General features: G+C 68.3%; 23 protein-coding genes and 2 tRNA genes. 12 read left to right on the top strand and 13 right to left on the bottom strand.

The window, feature by feature from the left end:
- Window positions 1–7 precede the first annotated feature (7 nt).
- From ACK8OR_RS07350 to ACK8OR_RS07340, 3 genes are all read right to left on the bottom strand, one after another.
- Entirely contained in the window at window positions 8–1,717 is a 1,710-nt protein-coding gene (locus tag ACK8OR_RS07350; protein WP_410188758.1) for a DUF6538 domain-containing protein, read from the bottom strand.
- Between the two features lie 99 nt (window positions 1,718–1,816).
- Window positions 1,817–1,906: transfer RNA gene (locus ACK8OR_RS07345), tRNA-Ser, on the bottom strand.
- Between the two features lie 47 nt (window positions 1,907–1,953).
- On the bottom strand, window positions 1,954–2,313 hold the full coding sequence (locus ACK8OR_RS07340) for a DUF4260 domain-containing protein (protein WP_410188757.1): 360 nt from the start codon (window positions 2,311–2,313) through the stop codon (window positions 1,954–1,956).
- Window positions 2,314–2,401: 88 nt separating this feature from the next.
- On the opposite strand from ACK8OR_RS07340, the gene ACK8OR_RS07335 reads away from it, so the two are divergent.
- The gene (locus ACK8OR_RS07335; protein WP_410188756.1) at window positions 2,402–3,298 is read left to right on the top strand and encodes a LysR family transcriptional regulator; all 897 of its coding nucleotides are present in this window, start codon (window positions 2,402–2,404) and stop codon (window positions 3,296–3,298) included.
- Here ACK8OR_RS07335 and ACK8OR_RS07330 read toward each other — a convergent pair.
- The 3 genes from ACK8OR_RS07330 to ACK8OR_RS07320 form a co-directional block, all read right to left on the bottom strand.
- On the bottom strand, window positions 3,291–3,851 hold the full coding sequence (locus tag ACK8OR_RS07330; RefSeq protein WP_410188755.1) for a L,D-transpeptidase: 561 nt from the start codon (window positions 3,849–3,851) through the stop codon (window positions 3,291–3,293). The two genes, ACK8OR_RS07335 and ACK8OR_RS07330, sit on opposite strands and share 8 nt — an antisense overlap.
- A 181-nt stretch (window positions 3,852–4,032) precedes the next feature.
- Window positions 4,033–5,130 carry a redox-regulated ATPase YchF gene (ychF, locus tag ACK8OR_RS07325; RefSeq protein ID WP_410188754.1) on the bottom strand — a complete coding sequence of 366 codons (1,098 nt, stop codon included), beginning with the start codon at window positions 5,128–5,130 and terminating at the stop codon, window positions 4,033–4,035.
- Between the two features lie 63 nt (window positions 5,131–5,193).
- Entirely contained in the window at window positions 5,194–5,385 is a 192-nt protein-coding gene (locus ACK8OR_RS07320; RefSeq protein WP_298434694.1) for a hypothetical protein, read from the bottom strand.
- A 211-nt stretch (window positions 5,386–5,596) separates the two neighbouring features.
- On the opposite strand from ACK8OR_RS07320, the gene trpA reads away from it, so the two are divergent.
- Both trpA and ACK8OR_RS07310 read left to right on the top strand, forming a co-directional pair.
- Window positions 5,597–6,388: a tryptophan synthase subunit alpha gene (trpA, locus tag ACK8OR_RS07315; protein ID WP_410188753.1), complete on the top strand. Its 792-nt coding sequence runs from the start codon at window positions 5,597–5,599 to the stop codon at window positions 6,386–6,388.
- A 23-nt stretch (window positions 6,389–6,411) separates the two neighbouring features.
- Window positions 6,412–6,966 (top strand): NYN domain-containing protein, encoded by a 555-nt coding sequence (locus ACK8OR_RS07310; RefSeq protein ID WP_410188752.1) that lies wholly within the window; start codon window positions 6,412–6,414, stop codon window positions 6,964–6,966.
- Window positions 6,967–6,976: 10 nt separating this feature from the next.
- Here the strand turns inward: ACK8OR_RS07310 and ACK8OR_RS07305 are convergent, their stop codons facing one another.
- A complete protein-coding gene (locus ACK8OR_RS07305; RefSeq protein WP_410188751.1) occupies window positions 6,977–7,321 on the bottom strand; it encodes a hypothetical protein in 345 nt (114 codons plus the stop codon).
- 4 nt (window positions 7,322–7,325) lie between these two features.
- Window positions 7,326–8,006, bottom strand: coding sequence for a DUF599 domain-containing protein (locus tag ACK8OR_RS07300; protein ID WP_410188750.1), 681 nt, complete (start codon window positions 8,004–8,006; stop codon window positions 7,326–7,328).
- 88 nt (window positions 8,007–8,094) lie between these two features.
- Here ACK8OR_RS07300 and ACK8OR_RS07295 point away from each other — a divergent pair, with 88 nt between their 5' ends.
- From ACK8OR_RS07295 to ACK8OR_RS07265, 7 genes are all read left to right on the top strand, one after another.
- Entirely contained in the window at window positions 8,095–9,525 is a 1,431-nt protein-coding gene (locus tag ACK8OR_RS07295) for an FAD-linked oxidase C-terminal domain-containing protein (RefSeq protein WP_410188749.1), read from the top strand.
- Between the two features lie 71 nt (window positions 9,526–9,596).
- Entirely contained in the window at window positions 9,597–10,685 is a 1,089-nt protein-coding gene (locus ACK8OR_RS07290) for an FAD-binding protein (protein WP_410189878.1), read from the top strand.
- A gap of 31 nt (window positions 10,686–10,716) precedes the next feature.
- Complete coding sequence (locus ACK8OR_RS07285; protein ID WP_410188748.1) at window positions 10,717–11,058, top strand: hypothetical protein; 342 nt, start codon at window positions 10,717–10,719, stop codon at window positions 11,056–11,058.
- An 8-nt stretch (window positions 11,059–11,066) separates the two neighbouring features.
- The gene (gene glcF / locus ACK8OR_RS07280) at window positions 11,067–12,470 is read left to right on the top strand and encodes a glycolate oxidase subunit GlcF (RefSeq protein WP_410188747.1); all 1,404 of its coding nucleotides are present in this window, start codon (window positions 11,067–11,069) and stop codon (window positions 12,468–12,470) included.
- Between the two features lie 248 nt (window positions 12,471–12,718).
- Entirely contained in the window at window positions 12,719–13,516 is a 798-nt protein-coding gene (locus tag ACK8OR_RS07275) for a trypsin-like serine peptidase (protein ID WP_410188746.1), read from the top strand.
- Window positions 13,517–13,569: 53 nt separating this feature from the next.
- Window positions 13,570–14,124, top strand: a complete 555-nt coding sequence (locus ACK8OR_RS07270) for a tetratricopeptide repeat protein (protein WP_410188745.1) — start codon at window positions 13,570–13,572, stop codon at window positions 14,122–14,124.
- A 43-nt stretch (window positions 14,125–14,167) separates the two neighbouring features.
- Window positions 14,168–14,249, top strand: a tRNA-Leu gene (locus ACK8OR_RS07265).
- Window positions 14,250–14,388: 139 nt separating this feature from the next.
- Here the strand turns inward: ACK8OR_RS07265 and ACK8OR_RS07260 are convergent.
- Window positions 14,389–15,204, bottom strand: a complete 816-nt coding sequence (locus ACK8OR_RS07260) for a lytic murein transglycosylase (RefSeq protein WP_410188744.1) — start codon at window positions 15,202–15,204, stop codon at window positions 14,389–14,391.
- A gap of 78 nt (window positions 15,205–15,282) precedes the next feature.
- A complete protein-coding gene (locus tag ACK8OR_RS07255; protein ID WP_410188743.1) occupies window positions 15,283–16,734 on the bottom strand; it encodes a cobyric acid synthase in 1,452 nt (483 codons plus the stop codon).
- Between the two features lie 29 nt (window positions 16,735–16,763).
- On the opposite strand from ACK8OR_RS07255, the gene ACK8OR_RS07250 reads away from it, so the two are divergent.
- On the top strand, window positions 16,764–17,333 hold the full coding sequence (locus ACK8OR_RS07250) for a cobalamin biosynthesis protein CobQ (RefSeq protein ID WP_410188742.1): 570 nt from the start codon (window positions 16,764–16,766) through the stop codon (window positions 17,331–17,333).
- On the opposite strand, the gene ACK8OR_RS07245 is transcribed toward ACK8OR_RS07250, so the two are convergent.
- From ACK8OR_RS07245 to ACK8OR_RS07235, 3 genes are read right to left on the bottom strand one after another with little or no spacing between them, the layout of a single operon-like run.
- On the bottom strand, window positions 17,318–18,103 hold the full coding sequence (locus ACK8OR_RS07245) for a lysophospholipid acyltransferase family protein (protein WP_410188741.1): 786 nt from the start codon (window positions 18,101–18,103) through the stop codon (window positions 17,318–17,320). The two genes, ACK8OR_RS07250 and ACK8OR_RS07245, sit on opposite strands and share 16 nt — an antisense overlap.
- A 9-nt stretch (window positions 18,104–18,112) precedes the next feature.
- Entirely contained in the window at window positions 18,113–18,994 is an 882-nt protein-coding gene (locus ACK8OR_RS07240; protein ID WP_410189877.1) for a cell division protein FtsX, read from the bottom strand.
- Window positions 18,995–19,008: 14 nt separating this feature from the next.
- On the bottom strand, window positions 19,009–19,680 hold the full coding sequence (locus ACK8OR_RS07235) for a cell division ATP-binding protein FtsE (protein WP_410188740.1): 672 nt from the start codon (window positions 19,678–19,680) through the stop codon (window positions 19,009–19,011).
- Between the two features lie 138 nt (window positions 19,681–19,818).
- Between ACK8OR_RS07235 and ACK8OR_RS07230 the strand changes: the two genes are divergently transcribed.
- Window positions 19,819–20,904, top strand: a complete 1,086-nt coding sequence (locus tag ACK8OR_RS07230) for a zinc-ribbon domain-containing protein (protein WP_410188739.1) — start codon at window positions 19,819–19,821, stop codon at window positions 20,902–20,904.

Raw genomic sequence — 20,904 nt, 5'->3', positions numbered from 1 at the left:
TTCCCGTCTACTCCCCGCCAATACGCTCTCGTTGAATGAGTTTCTTCAATGCGACTACATCGAAGTGGACCCTGTCAACGTAGGATTTGCGCAAAGCCAGCTTCGCTCCGTGACCATAGTTTGCTGTGATGCTCTTGTCCGAGTGCCCGAGTATGGCCTTCAGCACATAGTCAGGTGCTTCCAGATCGCGTAGCGCGTCAGTAAAAAGGTGGCGAAAAGAGTGAAAGACTTTCTTCTCCCCGCGAAAGCCGAAGGTTTGCCCGTATCGGCTCCACCATTTCGAGAAGTTGTGCGAATAGAACCCATTCTGAGCGGGGCGCAGATCAGGGAACAGCCGCTTCCCGAGGCTATTGTCATCTCCTCGTTCCAACAGGCCAAGGTCAATCAGTGTCTGGTGGACTGGCACCTGACGCAGGCTGGTTTCGGTCTTCACCTTCTTGTCGTCATCCTCAGCGCGGTTGATGTCGAACACCCAGACGCCATCGACGCACTGTAAGTCAGACCTGTGCAGTTGCACGATCTCTCCCAGACGCATTCCTGAGAAAAGACCGATCAGCGGCACCCAGAACTTGCCGTCCTTGAAGACATGTTCCCCAGCAGTGCCAGCCCGCGCCTCGCTCACCCGCCCAGTGTAGACTGGCGTAGTGAAGATAACCTTCAAGTCTTCGTGGGAGTACGGGCCACCCACTTTTTTGGATTTCTGCTTTTTGCTCGCGACCGCAACTTTTCTGCCCGGAACTTTGCCCAGATAACCTTCCTCGACGGCCCAGTTCAGCATCGCGTGGAAGAACCGAAGACGCTTCTCCTGCGTAGCGTAGGCCAGATACGGGCCATTCTCGTTCTCAGCGGCAAGTTGAGAAAAAGACTTGCCCGCCGAAGCCTTCGCTTTCAAAGCATTCGGAGGAACCCGCTTGAGCAAATCTCTGATCCCACGCACATCTGCATCGTTGATCGCACGGATAGGCCGTTCGGCGGGGATTACTTCGTACGCAAGCCGCATAGTTACATCGAAGTCAGCGATGGTCTTCGGTGCGTCGCCAACCTCTGCCTTGTGATCGCGGAACCGCATTGCAATTGATTGCAATGTGTCGCTCCCCATTTGATTTTCATCACCCATGGGCGGGTATCCTGTTGCAACAATCCCCGCGAAACGTGGATCGCCTTGCCCCAAATCTGAATAGTCGCCCGTCAAGTCGCCAATTAGACGGCGATACTGTTCAATCTTCGCCTGCGCTATGCCGCGACAGGCGTGCCTGATCGCGCCTAGATCGGCCTTACCACCAAGCGGGAGAAGGGGAGATAGTAGGTTGAGGGCGTCGCTGTGGACGACGCTATCGAATTTCCCAGACTTCAGCTGGATTTGATACCCCGTGATCCGGTTAGGGAGCTCCGCCGCTTCGTCGTCAGCGTCCAGCGTAGTGTCGTCCATTAAGACCTCGGTGAACTCCAACGACCAGTTCAATGCCCGTTGGAAGTACGCCTTTATCTCGGCGTCGATGTCCTCAATGCTCGGGCCATCTTGCATTCCAAGCCCCTGAAAATAAACGTCCAACGAATTGCTTAGATAGCGACACCTTAGCGTCGCCTCCTTGCGATGAACAGTTCTGAGAGAGGTCGAGACCTCGGCCCGACCAACCTTTTTGACGAGGTAGCGGGGCACGGCCATGCGAAAATAATATGTCGTGCCGCGAAGCACCAGATGCGAAGTGATGCCCATCCTTGGCGCTCCCACTGTAGCAGTATTCTGTAGCAGGAGCCGGATTTGCCAGTTTCGCTCTTGGAAAACTGTAGGTTAACCAGTGGGTTACCGGTCAAGTGGCGGAGACGAAGGGATTCGAACCCTCGAGACGGTTTCCCGCCTACTCCCTTAGCAGGGGAGCGCCTTCGACCACTCGGCCACGTCTCCGCCGACCGCTCTAGCAGCGGGCGTATCGGGGGGACAAGGGAGAAAGGTCATGGCGCGATGGTGAGGTGGGTGGAACGGAAGCCGGTCGGCCGCTTGAGGCCGTAACCGAGGGCACGGTCCATGCCGATATGGGCGATCCAGATCAGGGCTGCGCTTGTCGCAAGGTCGGAATCGATCAAGAGGCCGAGGGCGAGGAGGAGGGCCGGAAGCAGGGTCGTATGCGCCGCATTGTAGGCCGCCGCGCCGATCTTCGGACCTCTCAGATAGGCGATCATCGCGAGGTCGGGGAGGAGGAGGGCGACTGCGAAGACGATCCAGTCGCCGCCCAATGCAGCGTATCCCCAGAGTGCTGCGGTCAGGAGGGCGAGGCCTTCGAGCCGGAGGAGGAGCTGGATCGGTCGCGTCATCGGTGCCGCCTTTCGCTTCGCGACATCATCCATCGGGTCTCGCTGGATGGAAATTGTCGATCTACGACCATCGGCGCATAAGAAAGCGATGAACCTAGATTGGAACCTGATCGCCGCCTTTCTCGCCGTGCTGCGGCACGGCAGCCTGTCGGCGGCTGCGCGCGCGCTCGGGTTGACGCAGCCCACGCTCCGGGGACGCATCGCGGCGCTCGAAGCCGCGACGGGGCAGACGCTCTTTCTCCGGGGGTATACGGGGCTTGCGCCGACGCCAGAGGCGCTTGCGCTTCGATCGGAGGCCGAGGCGATGGAGGCGGCGCATCACGCGTTCCTGCGCCGCGCGTCGGCGGGCCAGGGGATCGAAGGGCGCGTTCGCATCACCGCAAGCGAGATCGTAGCGACCGAGCGACTGCCCTATCTGCTGGCACCACTCGTCGCACGTCATCCCGGTCTTAGGGTCGAGGTCGCGGCGACGGACAGGGTGGGCGACCTGCCTCGACTGGAGGCGGACCTGGCAGTGCGTCATGTCGCACCGACGACGGCGGCGCTCGTGGCGCGAAAGATACCGGCGATCCCCCTCGGGCTCTACGCCGCGCAGGCCTATCTCGACCGCCGCGGCATGCCACGCGACTGGTCGGACATTGCGAAGAGCCACGTGGTGGTCGGGGGCGACCGAACGGATCGGCTTGGCGGTTGGTTGGCGGAGGCGGGTCTGGCGTCGCCGCGGCATCGCGGCTGGCGGAGCGACAGCGATGTCGCGCAACTCGGCGCGGTGCGGGCGGGTGTCGGGATCGGGGTCGTTCAGCGCCCGCTGGCGGAGCGGTTCGGCCTTGTCCCCGTCGTGCCGGACCTGACCGGCGCACTGCCGGTCTGGCTGGTGATGCACGAGGATCTGCGTCGTCGCCCGGCCATCCGCGCGGTGTCCGATGCGCTGGCGGAAGCGTTCGCCCGGCCGATGGGGCCGGACGAGGGGGCCGGTGTCAGGTGACCTTCGGGTGCAGCACGACGCGCGAGCGCATCGGTACGCGATTGTAGAGGTCGACCGCCTGGTCGTTCACCAGACGTGCGCAGCCGTTCGACACCGCGGTGCCGATCGTGCGCGGAGCATTGGTGCCGTGGATGCGCAGGAACGTGTCGCCCCGGCCCGGCTCGAAGAGATAGAGCGCGCGCGCGCCCAGCGGGTTGTTCGGGCCGCCGGGCATGCCGTCCTCGTACTGCTTGTAGGACCCTGGGTCGCGGGCGATCATCTCGGGCGTGGGCGTCCAGGACGGCCATTCCTTCTTGGCGCCGACGTAGAATTCCCCCGATTCGTAGAGGCCGGGACGTCCGACGCCGACCATGTAGCGGATCGCGCGCCCGCCCGGCTGCGTCCAATAGAGCATGAAGCTGTCGGGGATCACGTGGATCTCGTTGGCGGCGATGCCGTCGCGAATGCGGACCTGGACCGGCATCATGTCGGGGGCGAGCGCCTGCGCGGCGGCCTCGTGGGAGCCGAAGAGCGCCAGCGCGGCACTCCCGGCGATCAATTGACGGCGATCCATGATACGTACTCCTCGGCAGTCAGGCATAGCGGCGGTCGAGCGGGCCCCCCGGCCCACATTCCAAACCCCTTTGGGGCCACAGGTGGCTCCAATTCGCAAGTTCACAACTCCGCGAGGGGGTTATTTCCCCGTGACCTGACGCAGTCGTGCCGCAGCGGGGGTTGTCCCCGCCCGCGATCCCTCAGGTGTTGAAGAGGAAATGCAGCACGTCGCCGTCCTTGACCGTGTAGCCCTTGCCTTCGGCCCGCATCTTGCCGGCCTCCTTGGCAGGCTGCTCGCCACCCAGGGCGACGAAATCGTCGTAGGCGATGGTTTCGGCCCGGATGAAGCCCTTCTCGAAATCGCCGTGGATTACGCCCGCCGCCTTGGGCGCGCTGGTGCCGTGCCGGATGGTCCAGGCGCGTGCTTCCTTGGGGCCGACGGTGAAGTAGGTCTCGAGCGCCAGAAGCGCGTAGCCGGCGCGGATCAGGCGGTCGAGCCCGGCCTCCTCGAGCCCCATCTCGGACAGGAACTCGGCGGCCTCCTCGTCAGAGAGCTGCGCGATCTCCTCCTCGATCTGGGCCGAGATCACGACATGCGCGGCGCCTTGCGCTGCAGCCATCTCGGCCACGGCGGCGGAATGGGCATTGCCTTCGGCAGCAGAGCCCTCGTCGACATTACAGACATAGAGGATCGGCTTCGACGTCAGGAGCTGGAGCATCGTCCAGGCGCGGCGATCCTCCTCGGCGACCTCGACGGTGCGGGCGGGACGCCCCGCCTCGAGCGCCGCCAGCGCCGCCTTCAGCAACCGCTCCTGCGCCACCGCTTCCTTGTCGCCGCCGCGGATCTTGCGGCTGAGGCCGGCGATCCGCTTCTCGATCGATTCCATGTCCGCGATCATCAGCTCGGTCTCGATGATCTCGGCATCCTCGACCGGGTTCACGCGGTCCTCGACATGGGTGACGTCGCCGTCTTCGAAGCAGCGGAGCACATGGGCGATGGCATCCGTCTCGCGGATATTGGCGAGGAACTGGTTGCCCAGGCCTTCGCCCTTGGACGCGCCCTTCACGAGGCCCGCGATGTCGACGAAGGTCATGCGCGTCGGAATCACCTGCTTCGACTTGGCGATATCGGCCAGCCGGTCGAGCCGCGCGTCGGGCACGGCCACGTCGCCGACATTCGGCTCGATGGTGCAGAACGGGAAATTCGCGGCCTGCGCGGCGGCGGTCTTCGTCAGCGCGTTGAAGAGGGTCGACTTGCCGACATTCGGCAGCCCGACGATACCCATCCTGAAACCCATGACGCGTCCTCCTCAACAGACCGCGCCGCCATAGCGGCGGCGGGGCAGGGGGGCAAGCGGGGCCTAGCGGGCGACATCCTTGTTGCGGCGCTCGAAGATGATGAACCAGGCCAGCAGGATGAACATCGGGTGGCCGAGGCCGCCGGATATCAGGATGGCCGGGATCCAGATGAGGAACGTCACGATCCCGAGGATCGGACGCCCCGCAAGGAAGATCGACAGCGGCGGCAGAAGGATGGCGAGCAAGTAATTCATGCCACCCGAGATGGGGGCGCGCGCGCGAATGTCCAGAGGTCGGGCCACGGGAGAGGCTACGGATCGTGCAATGCGCGGGAGGCGCCCGTTCCATGGGTCCCGCCCCCGGCCTCGCACGACCGCGACCCGAATGCCACCCATACGCCCGCCGCGCATTGACCTCGGCCCCCGCGTCGGGCACCGATCCGCGACCCTTGCGCCGGAGGCCCGCATGACCCGCATCGACGACACATTCGCCCGGCTGCGCGCCGAGAACCGTCGCGCCTTCGTGGCCTATGTCATGGGAGGCGACCCCGATGCGGCGACCGCGCGGGACATCGTGCTGGGGCTGCCCGCCGCGGGCGTCGACGTCATCGAGCTGGGCCTGCCCTTCACCGACCCGATGGCGGATGGCCCGACGATCCAGCTGGCCGGACAACGCGCGCTCGACGGCGGCATGACTCTCGACGGCACGCTCGACATCGTGCGCGCGCTCCGGGCCGAGGACGACACCACGCCGGTCGTGATGATGGGCTATTACAATCCGATCTATTCGCGCGGCGTGGACCGGTTCCTCGAGCAGGCCAAGGAAGCCGGGGTCGACGGCCTAATCATCGTGGACCTTCCGCCCGAGGAAGATGCCGAGCTTTGCCTGCCCGCGCAGGCGGCGGGTCTCAACTTCATCCGTCTTGCCACGCCGACCACCGATGCCGCGCGCCTGCCGAAGGTGCTCCAGAACACCTCCGGCTTCGTCTACTACGTCTCGATCACCGGCATCACGGGTGCCGGGGCCGCCAGCGCCGACAAGGTCGCCCCCGAGGTCGCCGCCATCAAGGCCGAGACCGACCTGCCGGTCATCGTCGGCTTCGGCATCAAGACCCCCGACGCCGCGCGCGACATCGCCGCCGTCGCCGATGGCTGCGTCGTCGGCTCCGCCATCGTCGAGCGGATCGGTCGCGGCGACAGCGTCGCGGACGTGCTGGCCTATGTGAAGACGCTGGCCGACGGCGCGCATTCGGCGTGACGGTGGGGCTACCGGCTCTTCTCTTGACGCTCTCGATCCTCGGGATCGCCGCCGCGCTGATGCTGCCGGGCTGGTCGGACCTCCTCCTTCTTGCGGGACCATGCGGGCTCGCGGCGCTCTTCCTGCTGCTGCGCGCCGCGCGAAAGGGGTCCGTGGCCGACACCCGGCCGCCGATCATCCTCGACGGCTCGAACGTGATGCATTGGAAGGGCGGAATCCCCGATATCGAGACCGTGCGCGACGTCCTTAGAACGCTGGACGCGCGGGGCTACGGCCCGGGCGTCGTGTTCGGTGCCAATGTCGGCGACAAGCTCTTCGACCGATACCGTCACGACGGAGCGCTGGCGAAGATGCTGGGCCTGCTCGAAAATCGCGTGATGGTCGTTCCGAAAGGCGAGCCCGCCGACCCCGTGATCCTGCGTGCCGCACGCGATATGGGCGCGCCGATCGTGACGAACGACCGGTTCCGGGACTGGCACGCCGACTATCCCGAAGCGGCGCAGCCCGGCCATCTGATCCGCGGCGGCTACAGGGATGGCGCGCTGTGGCTGGCCCTTCCGAAGGATGCCGACGCCTGACGGCGCCCCGTCAGGGCAACGTGACCTCGACCGCCTCGCCCCAGCCGTGGACGTTGTCATGGGCGCGCACGGTGACTGCTGACACGCCTTCGGGGACAACGACGCCGCGCAGCGATCGGGTGAAGGGCTGTTCGGTCACATGGGGATGCAGGAGCTCGCGGTAGCCGAGCCGCATGCCGTCGGGGCCCAGAACCTCCCAGCCATCTGCATAATGCTCCCATCCGGTATCGGCGTGGCTGACGGTGACGTCGAAGGTCCAGCCGTCGCCGCCGGTGCGCGGCTCGACCGCCTCGACGACGGGGAGGTCGGCCAGGGCGGGTCCGGCGAGAAGGGCGAGGGGCAGAAGGACACGCATGGCCTCAATCCTCCATCAGGACGATACGGGACGTCGATGCAAATTCCCGTGACAGCACCGTCCAGCAGATCGCCGCCGTCCCGAACATCAGCGCCCAGGGTCCCGCGACCCAGGCGAGGGCGGCGAAGGCGAAATAGATCGAACGCAGGCCGCGATTGAAGTTGAGCGCGGCACGGATGTTCAGCTCGGCGGCCTGGTCGGCGCGCGGGCGGGCCTCGGGGTGATCGACATCGTTCGGAACCGAGGCCATCACCACCGCGCAATACCCGAAAAGCCGATTCGACCAGACGAACTTGAAGACCGCGTGGACGAGGATCAGCGCCACGAGGGTCAGCTTCGCCTGCCAGAGCAGAACTGGCTGGCCGACGGCGCCCACATCCATCACGATGCTGTCCAGTCGCTCGGCGTTGCCGGCCAGCGCCAGCACGCCGCCGACCGCGATCATGGCGCCCGAGGCGAGGAAGGTCGTCCCCTGCCGAAGGCTCCCGAGGATCGTCGCGTCGAAGATGCGCGGCTGCCGCGTGATCATCTCGACCATCCAGTCGCGCCGATAGCGGCTCATGAGTTGCGTGACCGACCGGTCCGACCGCTCGATCAGCCAGCCGCAGCCGAACCATGCGACCAGGAGCCCGGCGAGCGCCGCGAGGTCGGCGGGTGCGAGATCGGTGAGAAGCGAGAGTGTCATGCCGAAGCCCTAGCACCACGAGACGGCGCTTGCCTTCCCGGAAATTGGTAATATGATCTTACCAATTGCAGCGATGAGGACCGGTCCCATGGAAATGCCCCCGATCGAACCCTTCGCCCTGGCCAAGAAGGCCGAGCTCGTTGCCCGGTTGCTCGAAGTGCTGCCCGCCGACGCTGTGATCAGCGACGAGGCCGAGACGCGCGCCTACGAATGTGACGCGCTGACCGCTTACAAGTGCCCGCCGCTGGCGGCCGTTCTGCCGCGCTCGACGCAGGAGGTGTCGGATGTGCTTCGCATCTGCCACGCGCTCGAGGTGCCGGTCGTGCCGCGCGGGTCGGGCACGTCGCTTGCCGGGGGTGCGCTGCCGACGGCGGATTGCCTGATCCTCGGCGTCGCGCGCCTGACGGATGTGCTCGAGGTCGACTACGACGACCGTATCATCCGCCTCCAGACCGGGCGCACCAATCTCAGCGTCACCGGCGCGGTCGAGGCGGACGGCTTCTTCTATGCGCCCGATCCGTCCTCGCAACTGGCCTGCGCCATCGCGGGGAATATAGGGATGAATTCCGGCGGCGCGCATTGCCTCAAATACGGCGTGACGACCAACAACCTGCTCGGCGTGACGCTGGTCCAGATGGACGGCACCGTGGTCGAGATCGGCGGCGCACATATGGACAGCGCGGGGCTCGATCTTCTGGGCGTGATCTGCGGCTCGGAAGGGCAGCTCGGCGTCGTCACCGAGGCCACGCTCCGCATCCTGCCCAAGCCCGAAGGCGCGCGCCCGGTGCTGATCGGTTTCGACAGCCTCGAGGTCGCGGGCGCCTGCGTGGCGGACATCATCAAGGCCGGCGTGCTGCCGGTGGCGATCGAGTTCATGGACCGCATCATTATCCGCATCGTCGAGGATTACGCCCATGCCGGCTATCCCGATTGCGAGGCGCTCCTGATCGTCGAGGTCGAGGGCTCCGAGGCCGAGATCGACGAACAGCTCGCCCTGATCGAAGAGATCGCGCGCCGCCACGACCCGGTCGAGCTGCGCCAGTCGCAATCCTCAGACGAGGCCGCGAAGATCTGGCTGGGCCGCAAATCGGCCTTCGGGGCGACGGGCCGGATCAGCGACTACATGTGTCTCGACGGCACGATCCCGGTCTCCGAGCTGCCCCGCGTGCTGGCCGGGATCACCGCGCTGTCGGAAAAATACGGCCTGCGGGTAGGCAACGTCTTCCACGCGGGCGACGGCAACATGCACCCCTTGATCATGTACGACGCCAACAAGCCGGGCGATCTGGAGATCTGCGAGGAGATGGGCGCCGAGATCCTGAAGCTCTGCGTCGAGGTGGGCGGATGCCTGACGGGCGAGCACGGGGTCGGGATCGAGAAGCGCGACCTGATGAACCACCAGTTCACCGCCGACGACATGGAGGCCCAGCTTCGCGTCAAGGACGTGTTCGACCCGAAATGGCTGCTGAACCCGGCCAAGGTGTTCCCGCTCGCCGTCACGGCGGACCGGCGGGGCTGAGCGAAAGAATATTCGCCGAATATTCTTGCCTCCGGCGGAGGTATTTGGGGCCAGAGGAAGGACCGGACGTGCTGACACCCGAAACCGAAGACCACGTCGCCGAGATCGTGCGCGGGGCCAATGGGCCGCTGTCGATCCGGGGCGGCGGCACGCGCCATGCGCCCGCGGAAGGAGAGGCGCTGACGACCGCGGGTCTGTCGGGCATCACCCTCTACGAGCCCGGCGCGCTGACGCTCGTTGCGCGTGCGGGCACGCCGATGGCCGAGGTCGAGGCGGCACTCGCCGCGGAGGGCCAGCGCCTTCCGTTCGAGCCGATGGATCATCGCCCGCTTCTGGGCACGTCCGGCACGCCCACGATCGGCGGCGCAGTCGCGATGAACGTCTCGGGGCCGCGCCGCGTGCAGGCGGGCGCCTGTCGCGACAGCCTGATCGGGGTGCGCTTCGTCGATGGTGGTGGCCATGTCGTCAAGAATGGCGGACGGGTGATGAAGAACGTCACTGGCTACGATCTCGTGAAGCTCCTCGCCGGATCGCGCGGCGCGCTGGGCATTCTCACCGAGGTCAGCTTCAAGGTGCTGCCCGCCGCCGCCACGCAGGCGACCTTGCGGCTGGACGGGCTGGACGAGGTCCACGCCGTCACCGCGATGGCCGCCGCGCTCTCCTCCCCCTTCGAAGTCTCCGCCGCGGCCCATGATCCTCAGGCTGGCGAGACGGTGCTCCGGCTGGAAGGGCTGGCGGGGTCGGTCGACTACCGTGCGGGGCGGCTGGCCGAGGTACTGACGCCGTTCGGTGCCACCGAGCGGATCGAGGGCGACGCCTCCACCGCGCTCTGGCGCGGCATCCGGGATGCCGAGCCCGTCGCGGGCGCGGGCGATGTCTGGCGCGTTCATGTGCGCGCGTCGCGGGCGGGCGAGGTCGTCGCGCGGGCGGGGGCCGAGGCGGCGCTGCTCGACTGGGGCGGTGGCCTCGTCTGGCTGCGCGTCCCCGAGGGCAGTGACCTGCCCGCCGCGCTGGGGGATCTCGGGGCCCATGCAACCCGCGTCACCGGCCCTGCGTACGCGCCGGTTCAGCCGCCCGCGCTCGCCGCGCTGGAACAGGGCATCCGCGTCCAGTTCGACCCGCGCGGCGTCTTTTCTGCGGGCGCACCGGAGCATGCATGACCAGGCCGAAAGCGTCACAAGGGATTCCCGCATGAAGATCGCCGCCGGGCTGGTCCTCTTCGGCGCGGCGTTCTGGTTGCCGACGCTGCTGCCCCGCACCGCCGGTCTCATCGTCGCCGTCTTGGCGCTGGCGACATGCGCGGCGCTGATCGTCCGCGCGGCGCTGCACGTGCCGTCCACCACCCATTTCGACATCATGCGCGAGGCCGGGATCGCAGTTGGAACGGCCCTCGCCGCAGCCCCGCTGACTGCGATGGTCTACCTGTATCGCACGCCCGAAGGCGACCGTCGCACCCTGTCGCGCGCGATGCACCTCGCCGCAGCGCTCCCCATCGGCGGGGCTGCGGGTTTCCTCGCCTTCTTCTTCGCGTAGAGTCCAACATGCAAACCACATTCACGCCCGAACAACTCGCCGACCCGAGCACCGCCCGCTCCAACGAGATCCTGCGGACCTGCGTGCATTGCGGGTTCTGCACGGCGACCTGTCCGACCTACCAGGTGCTGGGCGACGAGCTCGACAGCCCGCGGGGCCGCATCTACCTCATCAAGGACATGCTGGAGAACGACCGTCCGGCCGATGCCAAGACGGTCAAGCATATCGACCGCTGCCTTTCTTGCCTGGCCTGCATGACGACCTGCCCGTCGGGGGTGCATTACATGCATCTGGTCGACCACGCCCGCGAGCATATCGAGAAGACCTACAAGCGCCCGCTGATGGACCGGCTGCTGCGTTGGACGCTCTCGCGCATCCTGCCCTATCCGACGCGGTTTCGCGTGGCGCTGCTCGGGGCGAAGATCGGCAAGCCCTTCGCGTTCCTGATGCCGGATGCGCGCCTGAAGGCGATGCTGGCGATGGCGCCGAAGACGATCCCGCCCGTCAGCCGCAACGACGACCCGCAGGTCTTCGCCGTGCCCGAGCGGAAGATGCGCGTGGCGCTGATGACGGGCTGTGCGCAGAAGGCGCTGAACACCGACATCAACGACGCGACGATCCGGCTCCTGACGCGGCTCGGGGCCGAAGTGGTGATCCCCGAGGGCATGGGCTGCTGCGGGGCGCTGACGCATCACATGGGCAAGACCGACGAGAGTCATGCCTTCGCCGCGCGCAACATCGAGGCGTGGTCGCGCGAGATGGCGGGCGAGGGGCTGGACGCCGTCGTCATCAACACCTCGGGCTGCGGGACGACGGTGAAGGATTACGGCCACATGTTCCGCAACGATCCGCTGGCCGAGAAGGCCGCCGCGGTCTCGGCCATCGCGCGTGACGTGTCCGAGGTGCTGCTGGAATTGATGGGCACCGATCGCGACTACGTGACACCGCCGCGCCCCGCCCGCGACGGCGTCGGCGGCGTGCCCACAGGGCGCGTGCCCGAGGATGCGGGGGCGGGGCCGATGCAGGTCGCCTATCACGCGGCCTGCTCGCTCCAGCACGGCCAGCAGATCAAGGGCGCGCCGAAGGACCTACTGAAGCGGGCGGGGTTCACGGTGCTCGAGCCGCGCGACGCGCATCTCTGCTGCGGCAGCGCGGGAACCTACAACCTTATGCAGCCCGAGATCTCGGGCGAGTTGAAACGCCGAAAAGTGGCGACGCTGGAGGAGCGGCAGCCCGACGTGATCGCGGCGGGGAATATCGGCTGCATGATGCAGATCGGCGGCGCGGCCTCGGTGCCCGTGGTGCATACGGTCGAATTGCTCGACTGGGCGACCGGCGGGCCGGTGCCGCCCGCCATCGCCGCGCACGACCCGGGCGCTCCGCGCGCCGCCGCACCGCCGCGTCTGCGCTGATCGTCGCCGCAAGGCAGAGCTTCGGCGCGCCGCCGCCCATCCCGAGTATCTCACCCGGCCGCAGGACGTCACGCGCACCGGCACGTGGATCATGGCGGAAACGGGACGATCCGCCCCCAGAGGCCCGATCCCTGACACAATAAGGCGGATTCGTCGCGGATTGGTCCCGAAACGAGACCGGTGCGGCCCCGGCCATGCCCGACTCACCCCCCAGGTTGGCTCCGACACATTCCGGGGACGACCATTCCATGATGACCACGATCCGAACCGCGCTCGCCGCCGTCACGCTGTGGGCCGCCGCGCTTGCGCCAGCCGGGGCAGACGGGATGCTCGAGACCCTCAGCACCGCTGACGCCACCCGCGGCTGGGAGGCGGTGGGGCGGCTGAACCTTGGGGATCGGGGGTTCTGCACCGCGTCGCTCGTGACCTCGGACGTCGTCATCACCGCCGCCCATTGCATGTACGACAAGGAGACGGGCGAACGCATCGAGCCCTCTACCATCGAGTTCCAGGCCGGGCTGCGCTTCGGGCGGGCCGAAGCCTATCGCGGCATCCGTCGCATCGTCCTGCATCCCGAATACGACTTCGCCGATGCCAACCGCCTCGGCCGGGTCGGCTCGGACCTAGCCCTGCTCGAGCTGGACCGGCCCGTCCGCAGCGGCCACGTCAAGCCGTTCCGCACCCAGCTCCGGGTTCGTGCGGGCCAGACGGTTCAGGTCGTCAGCTATGCCCGCGACCGCGCCGACGCCCCTTCGCGCGAGGAGGCCTGCACGATCCTCACACGGGACGACGACATCCTCGTACTGAGCTGTTCGGTCGATTTCGGCGCCTCGGGTGCACCGGTCTTCGCCGTGTTCGACGGCGAAATCCGCCTGATCTCCGTGATCTCGGCCAAGGCCGAATGGGAGGGGCAATCCGTCAGCCTCGCCGCCGTGATGGAGACCGAACTGGACGTGCTGGTAGGCGAATTCGCCCGCACGCCCGCCTTCTCCAGCGTGGGCAAGCGCATCCGGCCCGACACGCCGGTCGACACCGCGAACCAGTAACGGTCACGCCCGTATGACTTGACGTGGCCGCCTGACGCGTCACCGTGGGGGCCATGCGCATCCTGACCCTCTGCCTTCTTCCGCTCGCGGCCCCGGCCCTGGCCGACTGCCCCGCCGCACCGGATATCAGCGCCCCGATGGACGCGCTCGTGGCCGAGGCGCAAGCCGCCCCGAACGAGATGGCGGTCCGCCCCGTCTCGGCGGCGATGTGGGCGCTCTGGACCAAGGCCCCGGACGCCGAGGCGCAGGCGCTTCTCGACGAAGGCATGGACCGGCGCGCGTCCTTCGATCTCGTTGGCGCGCTGATCGCGTTCGATGCGCTCGTGGAATATTGCCCGGACTATGCCGAGGGCTACAACCAGCGCGCCTTCGCGAATTTCCTGCGCGGCGAGTTCGCGACGGCTCTGCCGGATCTCGACCGCGCCATCGCGCTGAGCCCCCGGCACGTGGCTGCGATCGCGGGCAAGGGTCTGACGCTGATCTCGATGGGTCGTATCGGCGAGGGACAGGACGCCATCCGCGAGGCCGTCGCGCTGAACCCGTGGTTGTCGGAGCGGCACTTCCTGACGATGGAACCGGGGCCGGGCGGAGACGAGATCGAGCTCTGACCCGCTTGCCAACGCCCCCGCCCGCCCGCTAGGCGAGAGCCATGCGGGCGTGGTGGAATGGTAGACACACCAGACTTAAAATCTGAGGGGCCTGGCCCGTGCGGGTTCGAGTCCCGCCGCCCGCACACCGAGAGTTTCGCCCGCGAACGTGTCCGGCGGTCCGATTGGGAATTCGACCTTGGGACGTTGCTCCGTAAAGGATTCGGCTCTAGGCGCTCGCAGAACAACGGCGCGCCATCAGCACGCTAGCGCCCGCGTCGCCGGTCATCGCACCCGTTCGGCCGCATAGGCGATGGCGCGCTGGTAGTTGCCGCTGTCGTTCCAGGCCGAGAGGACGTTGAAGTTCGCCGTGCCCTGCCCGAAGGGCTGACCGGCGCGCCAGCCGTTCGCGCGCAGCATGTTCGCCGCCGAGGCCAGGGCGTCGACCGCGTTGTAGGGATCGGCGCGGCCGTCGCCATTGGCGTCCACGCCGAATCGCGCCCAGTTCCCGGCGAGGAACTGCATATGACCCAGCTCGCCCGATGGGCCGCCCTGCGTGCCCGAGTTGATGACGCCGCGATCCGCCAGTTGCAGTGCGGCGATAGCGTGGCTCTCGAAGCGAGGATGGCGGCGGCAATAGGAGGCGAGCGTTATCGCCCCGTCGACGATCGGCGTGCGGCCGGTATAGCCGCCCCAGGACGTCTCGAGCCCCCAGATCGTCGCGAGGATCGAGCCGGGCACGCCGTAGCTGCGTTCGATGGCGGCGAAGGTGTTGGGGTTCGCGTTGATCTTGCGCTGGACCTGGTTGATGAACGCCTCCGCCGAGCTGCCGGAGCGCTTGGCGAGGAAGGTCGCGGGGTTTCCCTGCGCCACGCCCGACTGGCTGGCCGGGTTCGATTCGAACCGCCAGGTGATCCCGGAAAGCTGTGCGTTCTGAAGGGCCTGGAGGCCGCGCTGGCCCACGCCGGACGCGGCCGCCTGCTGCGCGAGGCCCGCCTTGTAGTTGCCGAACTGGCCTTGGCTGGTGATGCATTGGGCGGCGAGGACGGGGGTCGCCGTGGCCGACAGGGCCAGGGCGAGGACGGACAGGATGCGGCGCATGGGGGTGGATTCTCCGAAAGGGCAGGATTGCGGCTTGGCCGGAGGGTAACACGCGGGCGCGTCTTGACAAACGTCCTGTCAGACCGGCCCGGCCAGCGACAGGATCGCGTCCATGTCGAGGGCCCCCGCGAGGTGCTCGGCCAGCGCGTCGAGCGTGGCCTCGACACCCGCTGCGTAGGGCCCGTCGCTCGGGCCGGCCCCGAGGCGCGACAGGAAGGCCGCGCGGAAGGCGTCGCCCGCGAACAGCCCGTGGAGGTAGCATCCGAGGACGCGGCCATCGGGGCTGGCGGCACCGACGGCCGTGCCGTCACGCATGAGCCAGCCGCGCGCCGTGTCCGGGCCGGTGGTTTCGCCCAGATGGATCTCGTAACCCGTGACCTCGGTCCCGCTGGCGGTGTCGGTCGCGCGCACCCGTGCGAGGTGCTTCTCGGGGCGCATGACCGTCTCGACGTCCAGAAGCCCGAGGCCCGGAACCGTCCGCGGCGCACCCTCCAGCCCCTCGGGGTCCGAGAGGGTCCGACCCAGCACCTGGTAGCCCCCGCAGATGCCCAGCACATGCCCGCCCCGGCGGCGATGGGCGGCGATGTCGATATCCCAGCCCTCGGCGCGGAGCGCGTCGAGATCGGCGATCGTGGTCTTCGAGCCGGGGATCAGCACGAGGTCGCAAACAGGGAGGGGCCGACCCGGCGGCACGATCTCGACCGAGAGTGCTGGATCGGCGGAGAGCGGGTCGAGATCGTCGAAATTTGCGATCCGGTTCAGGCGGGGGACGACGATGCGGAAGGCGCCGTCGCGCGGCGCGGAGCGAATGTCGAGGATGTCTTCGGCGGGCAGGCGGTGGGCGTCGGCGAACCACGGCACGGTCCCGAGCGGCGCCCAGCCGGTGCGGGCTGCAATCTGGCGCGTCCCCTCGTCGAAGAGGCTGACGTCGCCGCGAAACTTGTTGACGAGGAAGCCCGTAATCCGACCCGCATCGGCCGGGTCGAGCACGGATTTCGTCCCTACGAGCTGCGCGATCACGCCGCCGCGGTCGATATCGCCCGCCAGGATCACGGGGACGCCCGCCGCCTCGGCGAAGCCCATGTTGGCGATGTCGCCCGCGCGCAGGTTGATTTCGGCGGGGCTGCCCGCGCCCTCGATGATCACGAGGTCGCATGTCGCGGCGAGGCGCCGGAAGCTGTCGAGGCACGCGTCCAGCAGTTGCGGCTTCAGTGCGGCATAGTCGCGGGCCTTCACCGTCGCCAGCCTGCGGCCTTGCACGATGACCTGCGAGCCTGTCTCGGTCTCGGGCTTGAGGAGGACGGGGTTCATGTCGACCACCGGCTCGACGCCCGCGGCCAGCGCCTGCAACGCCTGCGCGCGCCCGATCTCGCCGCCATCGGCGGTGACGGCGGCGTTGTTGGACATGTTCTGCGGCTTGAAGGGGCGCACCCGCAGGCCCGACCGCGCGAAATGGCGGCAGAGCCCGGCGACGAGCATCGACTTGCCGACATTCGACCCCGCCCCCTGCACCATGATCGCCCTTGCCATGGCGCGAACCTCCCGTCAGCCGTGGGCGCGTGAACACCCCGGCCCATCTCATCATCGGTCTGGCCGCCTTCGGCAAGCCCGGTCGGCCCCGCGTCACCGCGGCGGCTTTGGTGGGAGCCCTGATCCCCGACCTGTCCCTCTATCTTCTGGCGGGAGGTGCGCTGGCCTGGGGCATCCCGGCGGAGCGGGTCTTCGGCGAGCTCTACTACTCGCCCGAATGGCAAGCGGTCTTCGCGGTCGACAACTCGGTCTTCGTCTGGGGGCTTCTCCTGGTGCTGGGGCTCTGGCGCGGACTGCCGTGGCTCATCGCCGGGGCAGGGGCGGGCCTCTTGCACCTCGCACTGGATTTCCCGCTGCACCATGATGATGGGCGGGCCCATTTCTGGCCGCTGACAGATTGGATCTTCGCCTCGCCGTTCAGCTACTGGGACGGCAATCACCACGCGGGCTGGATCGCGCCGCTGGAGGTGGTGCTGGTCGTCGGGCTTGCCGCCTTGTGCTGGACCCGCTTCCGCTCGGTCTGGCTGCGCGGCCTGCTGGCCGGCCTCGTGGCGGCACAGCTCGCCGTGGGCGGCGTCTGGGCCTACGTCTTTTCCTGAGCGACGTCATGGGCGGCGTCGGCCACCGGGTCGCCTTCGAGCGTCGGATGCTGCGCCACGGGAAACCCGGCCTCGGCCATCAGGCGATTGGAGCCGCCCTCGACCCGTTCCTCCAGCAGCGCCATGAACTGCGCCCGGCCCAGACCCGGCGGGATCGGTTCGAGGAATTCCATCACCGCGCGCCCCGGCTTTCGCAGAAGCCCGCGCTTGGGCCAGAACACTCCGACATTGGTCGCCACGGGCACGCAGGTCTGCCCGAGCTGCTCGTAAAGCGCGAAGGTCCCGACCTTGTAGGGCCGCGTCGCGCCGGGAGCGACGCGCGTGCCCTGCGGATAGATCAGGAGTTGGCCATCCTCGCGCTTGCCCGACCGGATCTCGGCCAGCATCCGCTTGATCGCCTCGCCCCGTTTGCCGCGCTGGACCGGCACGCAGCCGACGCGCAGCGCGTATTGGCCCAGCACCGGCGCATAGGCCAGGATCGACTTCATGATGAAGAACCCGCGCGGTGCCGCCGACCAGAGAAGAATCACGTCGAGGAACGACTGGTGCTTGGCCGCCACGAGGAGGCCCCCCGACGGAGGCGTGCCGCGCAACTCGCAGGACAGCCCGCAGATCGCCTCGAGCATCTTGAGCGTGGTATTGGCATAGACGTCCATCGCGCGACGCGCGCCATCGGGCGAGGCGATCATCCGCGGCAGGTAGATCAGCCCGCAGATCGGCATCCAGGCGTACATGGCGACATTGAAGATCAGCGAGCGGAAATATTGCATCCCGGACCCCTACTCGAAACCGGCCAGCGCGCGAAAGGCCGCGCGTCGTGTCGCAAGGAAGGCCACGATCGCGGCCAGCGGCGGGATCAGCAGTGGCAGAAGCCAGCCCGCCCCGCGAAAGCCGAGCCCCGTCAGGAACCCGCCCGCGGCATCGGCGGCGGGCAGGGCGGCAATGGCAGCGACGCCCAGCACCGTGCCGACGACCGCACCGATCAACGCGCGGAGCGTGAAGCGGCGGGTAAAGGCGCGCGCGACATAGGCGTCGCGCGCCCCCACGAGGCGGAGGACGCGGATCACGGGACGGTTCGCGGCCAGTGCGGCCTGCGCGGCCAGCGTAACCATCGCCGCCATCGTGCCGCCGATCAGTGCGAGCGCGGTCCAGCCGAGCAGGCGCAGGCGCTCCGCTGCGGTGACCAGCGGTTGCCGCCAGCGCGTGTGGTCGTCGAGTGCGGCGCCCGGCACCTCGGCGGCCAGCCGCAGACGCAGCCCCTCGCGGTCGAGCGCGTCGGTCCCCACCAGCTCCACCAGCCGGGGCAGGGGCAGCCGGTCGAGCGGCAGGTCGGGGCCCAGCCACGGCTCCAGAAGCGCGGCCTGCTCGTCCTCGGTGAGGACACGGGCGGAGGCCACGCCCGGTGTGGTCACGAGGATCGCCATCACCGCATCGGTCTGCGCGTCGGCCTGGTCGGCCGGGGCCGACACGCGCACGGTCGCCGCCTGGGCAAGGCTTTCGCCCCAGCTTTGCGCCAGCCGGCCGGTGGCCAGCGACAGGGCCAGCGCGAAGACCGCGAGGAAGGCCATCGCGCCCGCCGTCAGCACCGTCAGCCAGACCGTATGCCCGGTCGGCGGCACGACGCGGTCGGCGGCGCGGTCGCCGATGACGAGGTCCAGCATCGTGCGAAGCGACGTCAAAGCTCGGCCCCCGCCGCCGCCAACGTCCCACCTGCCAGCCGCAGGACGCGGGCGGGCACCAACGGCTTCGCCGCCCGGATCAGCGCGAGGTCGTGGGTCGCGACCACGATGGTCTTGCCCAGCTTGTTCAGCTCGGCCAGCAGACCCAGCAGGCGTTGCGACATCTCCCAGTCGATATTTCCCGTCGGCTCGTCGGCAATCAGGATGTCGGGGTCCATGATGACCGCGCGGGCCAGCGCCGCGCGCTGGCGCTCGCCGCCCGACAGCTCCTGCGGTGCGGCATCGGCACGCTGGCCCAGCCCGACCCAGCCCAGAAGCTGGTCGACATCGGCCCGCGCGACATCCTGGCCCGTGACCTGAAGGGGCAGGGCGACGTTCCCGGCCAGCGGCAGATGGTCGAGGAACTGGCAATCCTGGTGCACCACGCCGATCCGACGTCGCATCCGCGCCAACCCGTCCCGCCCGAGGCTCCGCGTGTCGCGCCCGTCGATCCGCACGGTGCCGCGTGTCGGCTTCAATTCGCCGTAGCAGAGCTTCAGGAGCGTGGTCTTGCCTGCGCCCGAAGGTCCGGTCAGGAAGTGGAACGATCCCGGCGCCAGCGTCAGGCTCAGATCCGAAAGGAGAGCCGCGCCGCCATAGCCGTATTCTGCGCCCTCAAGCTCGATCACACCGCCGCTCCCCTGCTCGGCGACCTTCTGCCCCAGCCACAATCTCGACGCAATCGCGCGGGTCTGTCCCCGTGGGAGCACAGGCGGACCCGTCCTGCCGGGGCGCGCCGGGCCACGGGGGTTGACAGGCAGGGACCAATGGGGCGCGGTGACGGTGATTGTACACGATTAGCCCAAGGAACCGGCCCCCGGCCCATGCGTATCACCTGTCCAAATTGCAGCGCCCAATACGAGGTGGCGGATGACATGATCCCGTCCGGCGGACGGGATGTGCAATGCTCGAACTGCGGCACGACCTGGTTCCAGGACGGCCGCGCGCGGCAGGCCACCGCCGTCGAGGAGCGCGCGGTCCGCCGCCCCGGACGACGCGCCCCCGAGGCGGACACCGCCGCCGCCGCATCCGGGGCCGTCCCGAAGGCCGCCGCACCCGAGCCCCGCCGGATGGCCGAGGGCGACACCCGCGACATCCTCCAGGCCGAGCGCGACCGCGAGGACCGCATTCGTGCCCGCGCGACCGCCGGCGCCGAAGTGGCGTCCGAAGGGCCGGACACCGATCCGGCGACGCAGCCATCCGACGTCGAGGCCGTTCCCGGGGACGACGGCGATCCGCGCGAACGGGCGGCCGCCGAGCGCGCGCGCATGGCTGCCGCCGCCACGGTCGCCCGCGCCCGCGACGACACCGTCGAGACCGAGGGCCCGGATCATCCGCTGGAAGCCGACCCCCCCGCATCGCGCGACGACGCCGCCGCGCCGGATGACGGCACCGACGACGCCATCGCCGAGGCGCTGCGCGACGCGGCCGACACGGATGACGGCCCCTATGACGATCCGGCCGCCGCGCACGCGGACCCCGAGGTTGCCGATCCTGCCGGTCCCGCCCCCGCGCGTTCGACCCGCCGGGAGTTGTTGCCGGACATCGAGGAAATCAACTCCTCGCTCCGCCCCGATGAACGTGCGCTCGAAGCCGAGGCTGCCGCGGCGGAAGCCGCCGGTCATGCCCAGACGGCCCCCCAGGCCCGGAGCGGGTTCCGCATCGGGTTCCTGACAGTCGGCCTCATAATCCTGGCCTTCGTCGGAGTGTATATTTTCGCCGATGCCATCGCCGCCGCGGTGCCGCAGGCCGCAGCCGCACTCGACGGGTACGTCAGCTTCGTGGATGCCCAGCGGATCGCGCTCGAGACCGGGGCCGAGGCCCTGGTGGACCGGATCGCGCCCGACGCCTGA

This window comes from Jannaschia halovivens, from assembly GCF_046452375.1.
Lineage (GTDB): Bacteria > Pseudomonadota > Alphaproteobacteria > Rhodobacterales > Rhodobacteraceae > Jannaschia > Jannaschia halovivens.
This window is presented reverse-complemented; position numbering and strand designations above follow the sequence as displayed.

Coding starts and splice junctions, on each gene's coding strand:
- ACK8OR_RS07335 (WP_410188756.1), top strand. CDS start 2,402: ATGAACCTAGATTGGAACCTGATCGCCGCCTTTCTCGCCGTGCTGCGG.
- ACK8OR_RS07270 (WP_410188745.1), top strand. CDS start 13,570: ATGCGCATCCTGACCCTCTGCCTTCTTCCGCTCGCGGCCCCGGCCCTG.
- ACK8OR_RS07300 (WP_410188750.1), bottom strand. CDS start 8,006: ATGACACTCTCGCTTCTCACCGATCTCGCACCCGCCGACCTCGCGGCG.
- ACK8OR_RS07295 (WP_410188749.1), top strand. CDS start 8,095: ATGGAAATGCCCCCGATCGAACCCTTCGCCCTGGCCAAGAAGGCCGAG.
- ACK8OR_RS07330 (WP_410188755.1), bottom strand. CDS start 3,851: ATGGATCGCCGTCAATTGATCGCCGGGAGTGCCGCGCTGGCGCTCTTC.
- ACK8OR_RS07340 (WP_410188757.1), bottom strand. CDS start 2,313: ATGACGCGACCGATCCAGCTCCTCCTCCGGCTCGAAGGCCTCGCCCTC.
- ACK8OR_RS07320 (WP_298434694.1), bottom strand. CDS start 5,385: ATGAATTACTTGCTCGCCATCCTTCTGCCGCCGCTGTCGATCTTCCTT.
- ACK8OR_RS07285 (WP_410188748.1), top strand. CDS start 10,717: ATGAAGATCGCCGCCGGGCTGGTCCTCTTCGGCGCGGCGTTCTGGTTG.
- ACK8OR_RS07230 (WP_410188739.1), top strand. CDS start 19,819: ATGGGGCGCGGTGACGGTGATTGTACACGATTAGCCCAAGGAACCGGC.
- ACK8OR_RS07260 (WP_410188744.1), bottom strand. CDS start 15,204: ATGCGCCGCATCCTGTCCGTCCTCGCCCTGGCCCTGTCGGCCACGGCG.
- ACK8OR_RS07255 (WP_410188743.1), bottom strand. CDS start 16,734: ATGGCAAGGGCGATCATGGTGCAGGGGGCGGGGTCGAATGTCGGCAAG.
- trpA (WP_410188753.1), top strand. CDS start 5,597: ATGACCCGCATCGACGACACATTCGCCCGGCTGCGCGCCGAGAACCGT.
- ychF (WP_410188754.1), bottom strand. CDS start 5,130: ATGGGTTTCAGGATGGGTATCGTCGGGCTGCCGAATGTCGGCAAGTCG.
- ACK8OR_RS07350 (WP_410188758.1), bottom strand. CDS start 1,717: ATGGGCATCACTTCGCATCTGGTGCTTCGCGGCACGACATATTATTTT.
- glcF (WP_410188747.1), top strand. CDS start 11,067: ATGCAAACCACATTCACGCCCGAACAACTCGCCGACCCGAGCACCGCC.
- ACK8OR_RS07240 (WP_410189877.1), bottom strand. CDS start 18,994: ATGCTGGACCTCGTCATCGGCGACCGCGCCGCCGACCGCGTCGTGCCG.
- ACK8OR_RS07305 (WP_410188751.1), bottom strand. CDS start 7,321: ATGCGTGTCCTTCTGCCCCTCGCCCTTCTCGCCGGACCCGCCCTGGCC.
- ACK8OR_RS07245 (WP_410188741.1), bottom strand. CDS start 18,103: ATGCAATATTTCCGCTCGCTGATCTTCAATGTCGCCATGTACGCCTGG.
- ACK8OR_RS07275 (WP_410188746.1), top strand. CDS start 12,719: ATGATGACCACGATCCGAACCGCGCTCGCCGCCGTCACGCTGTGGGCC.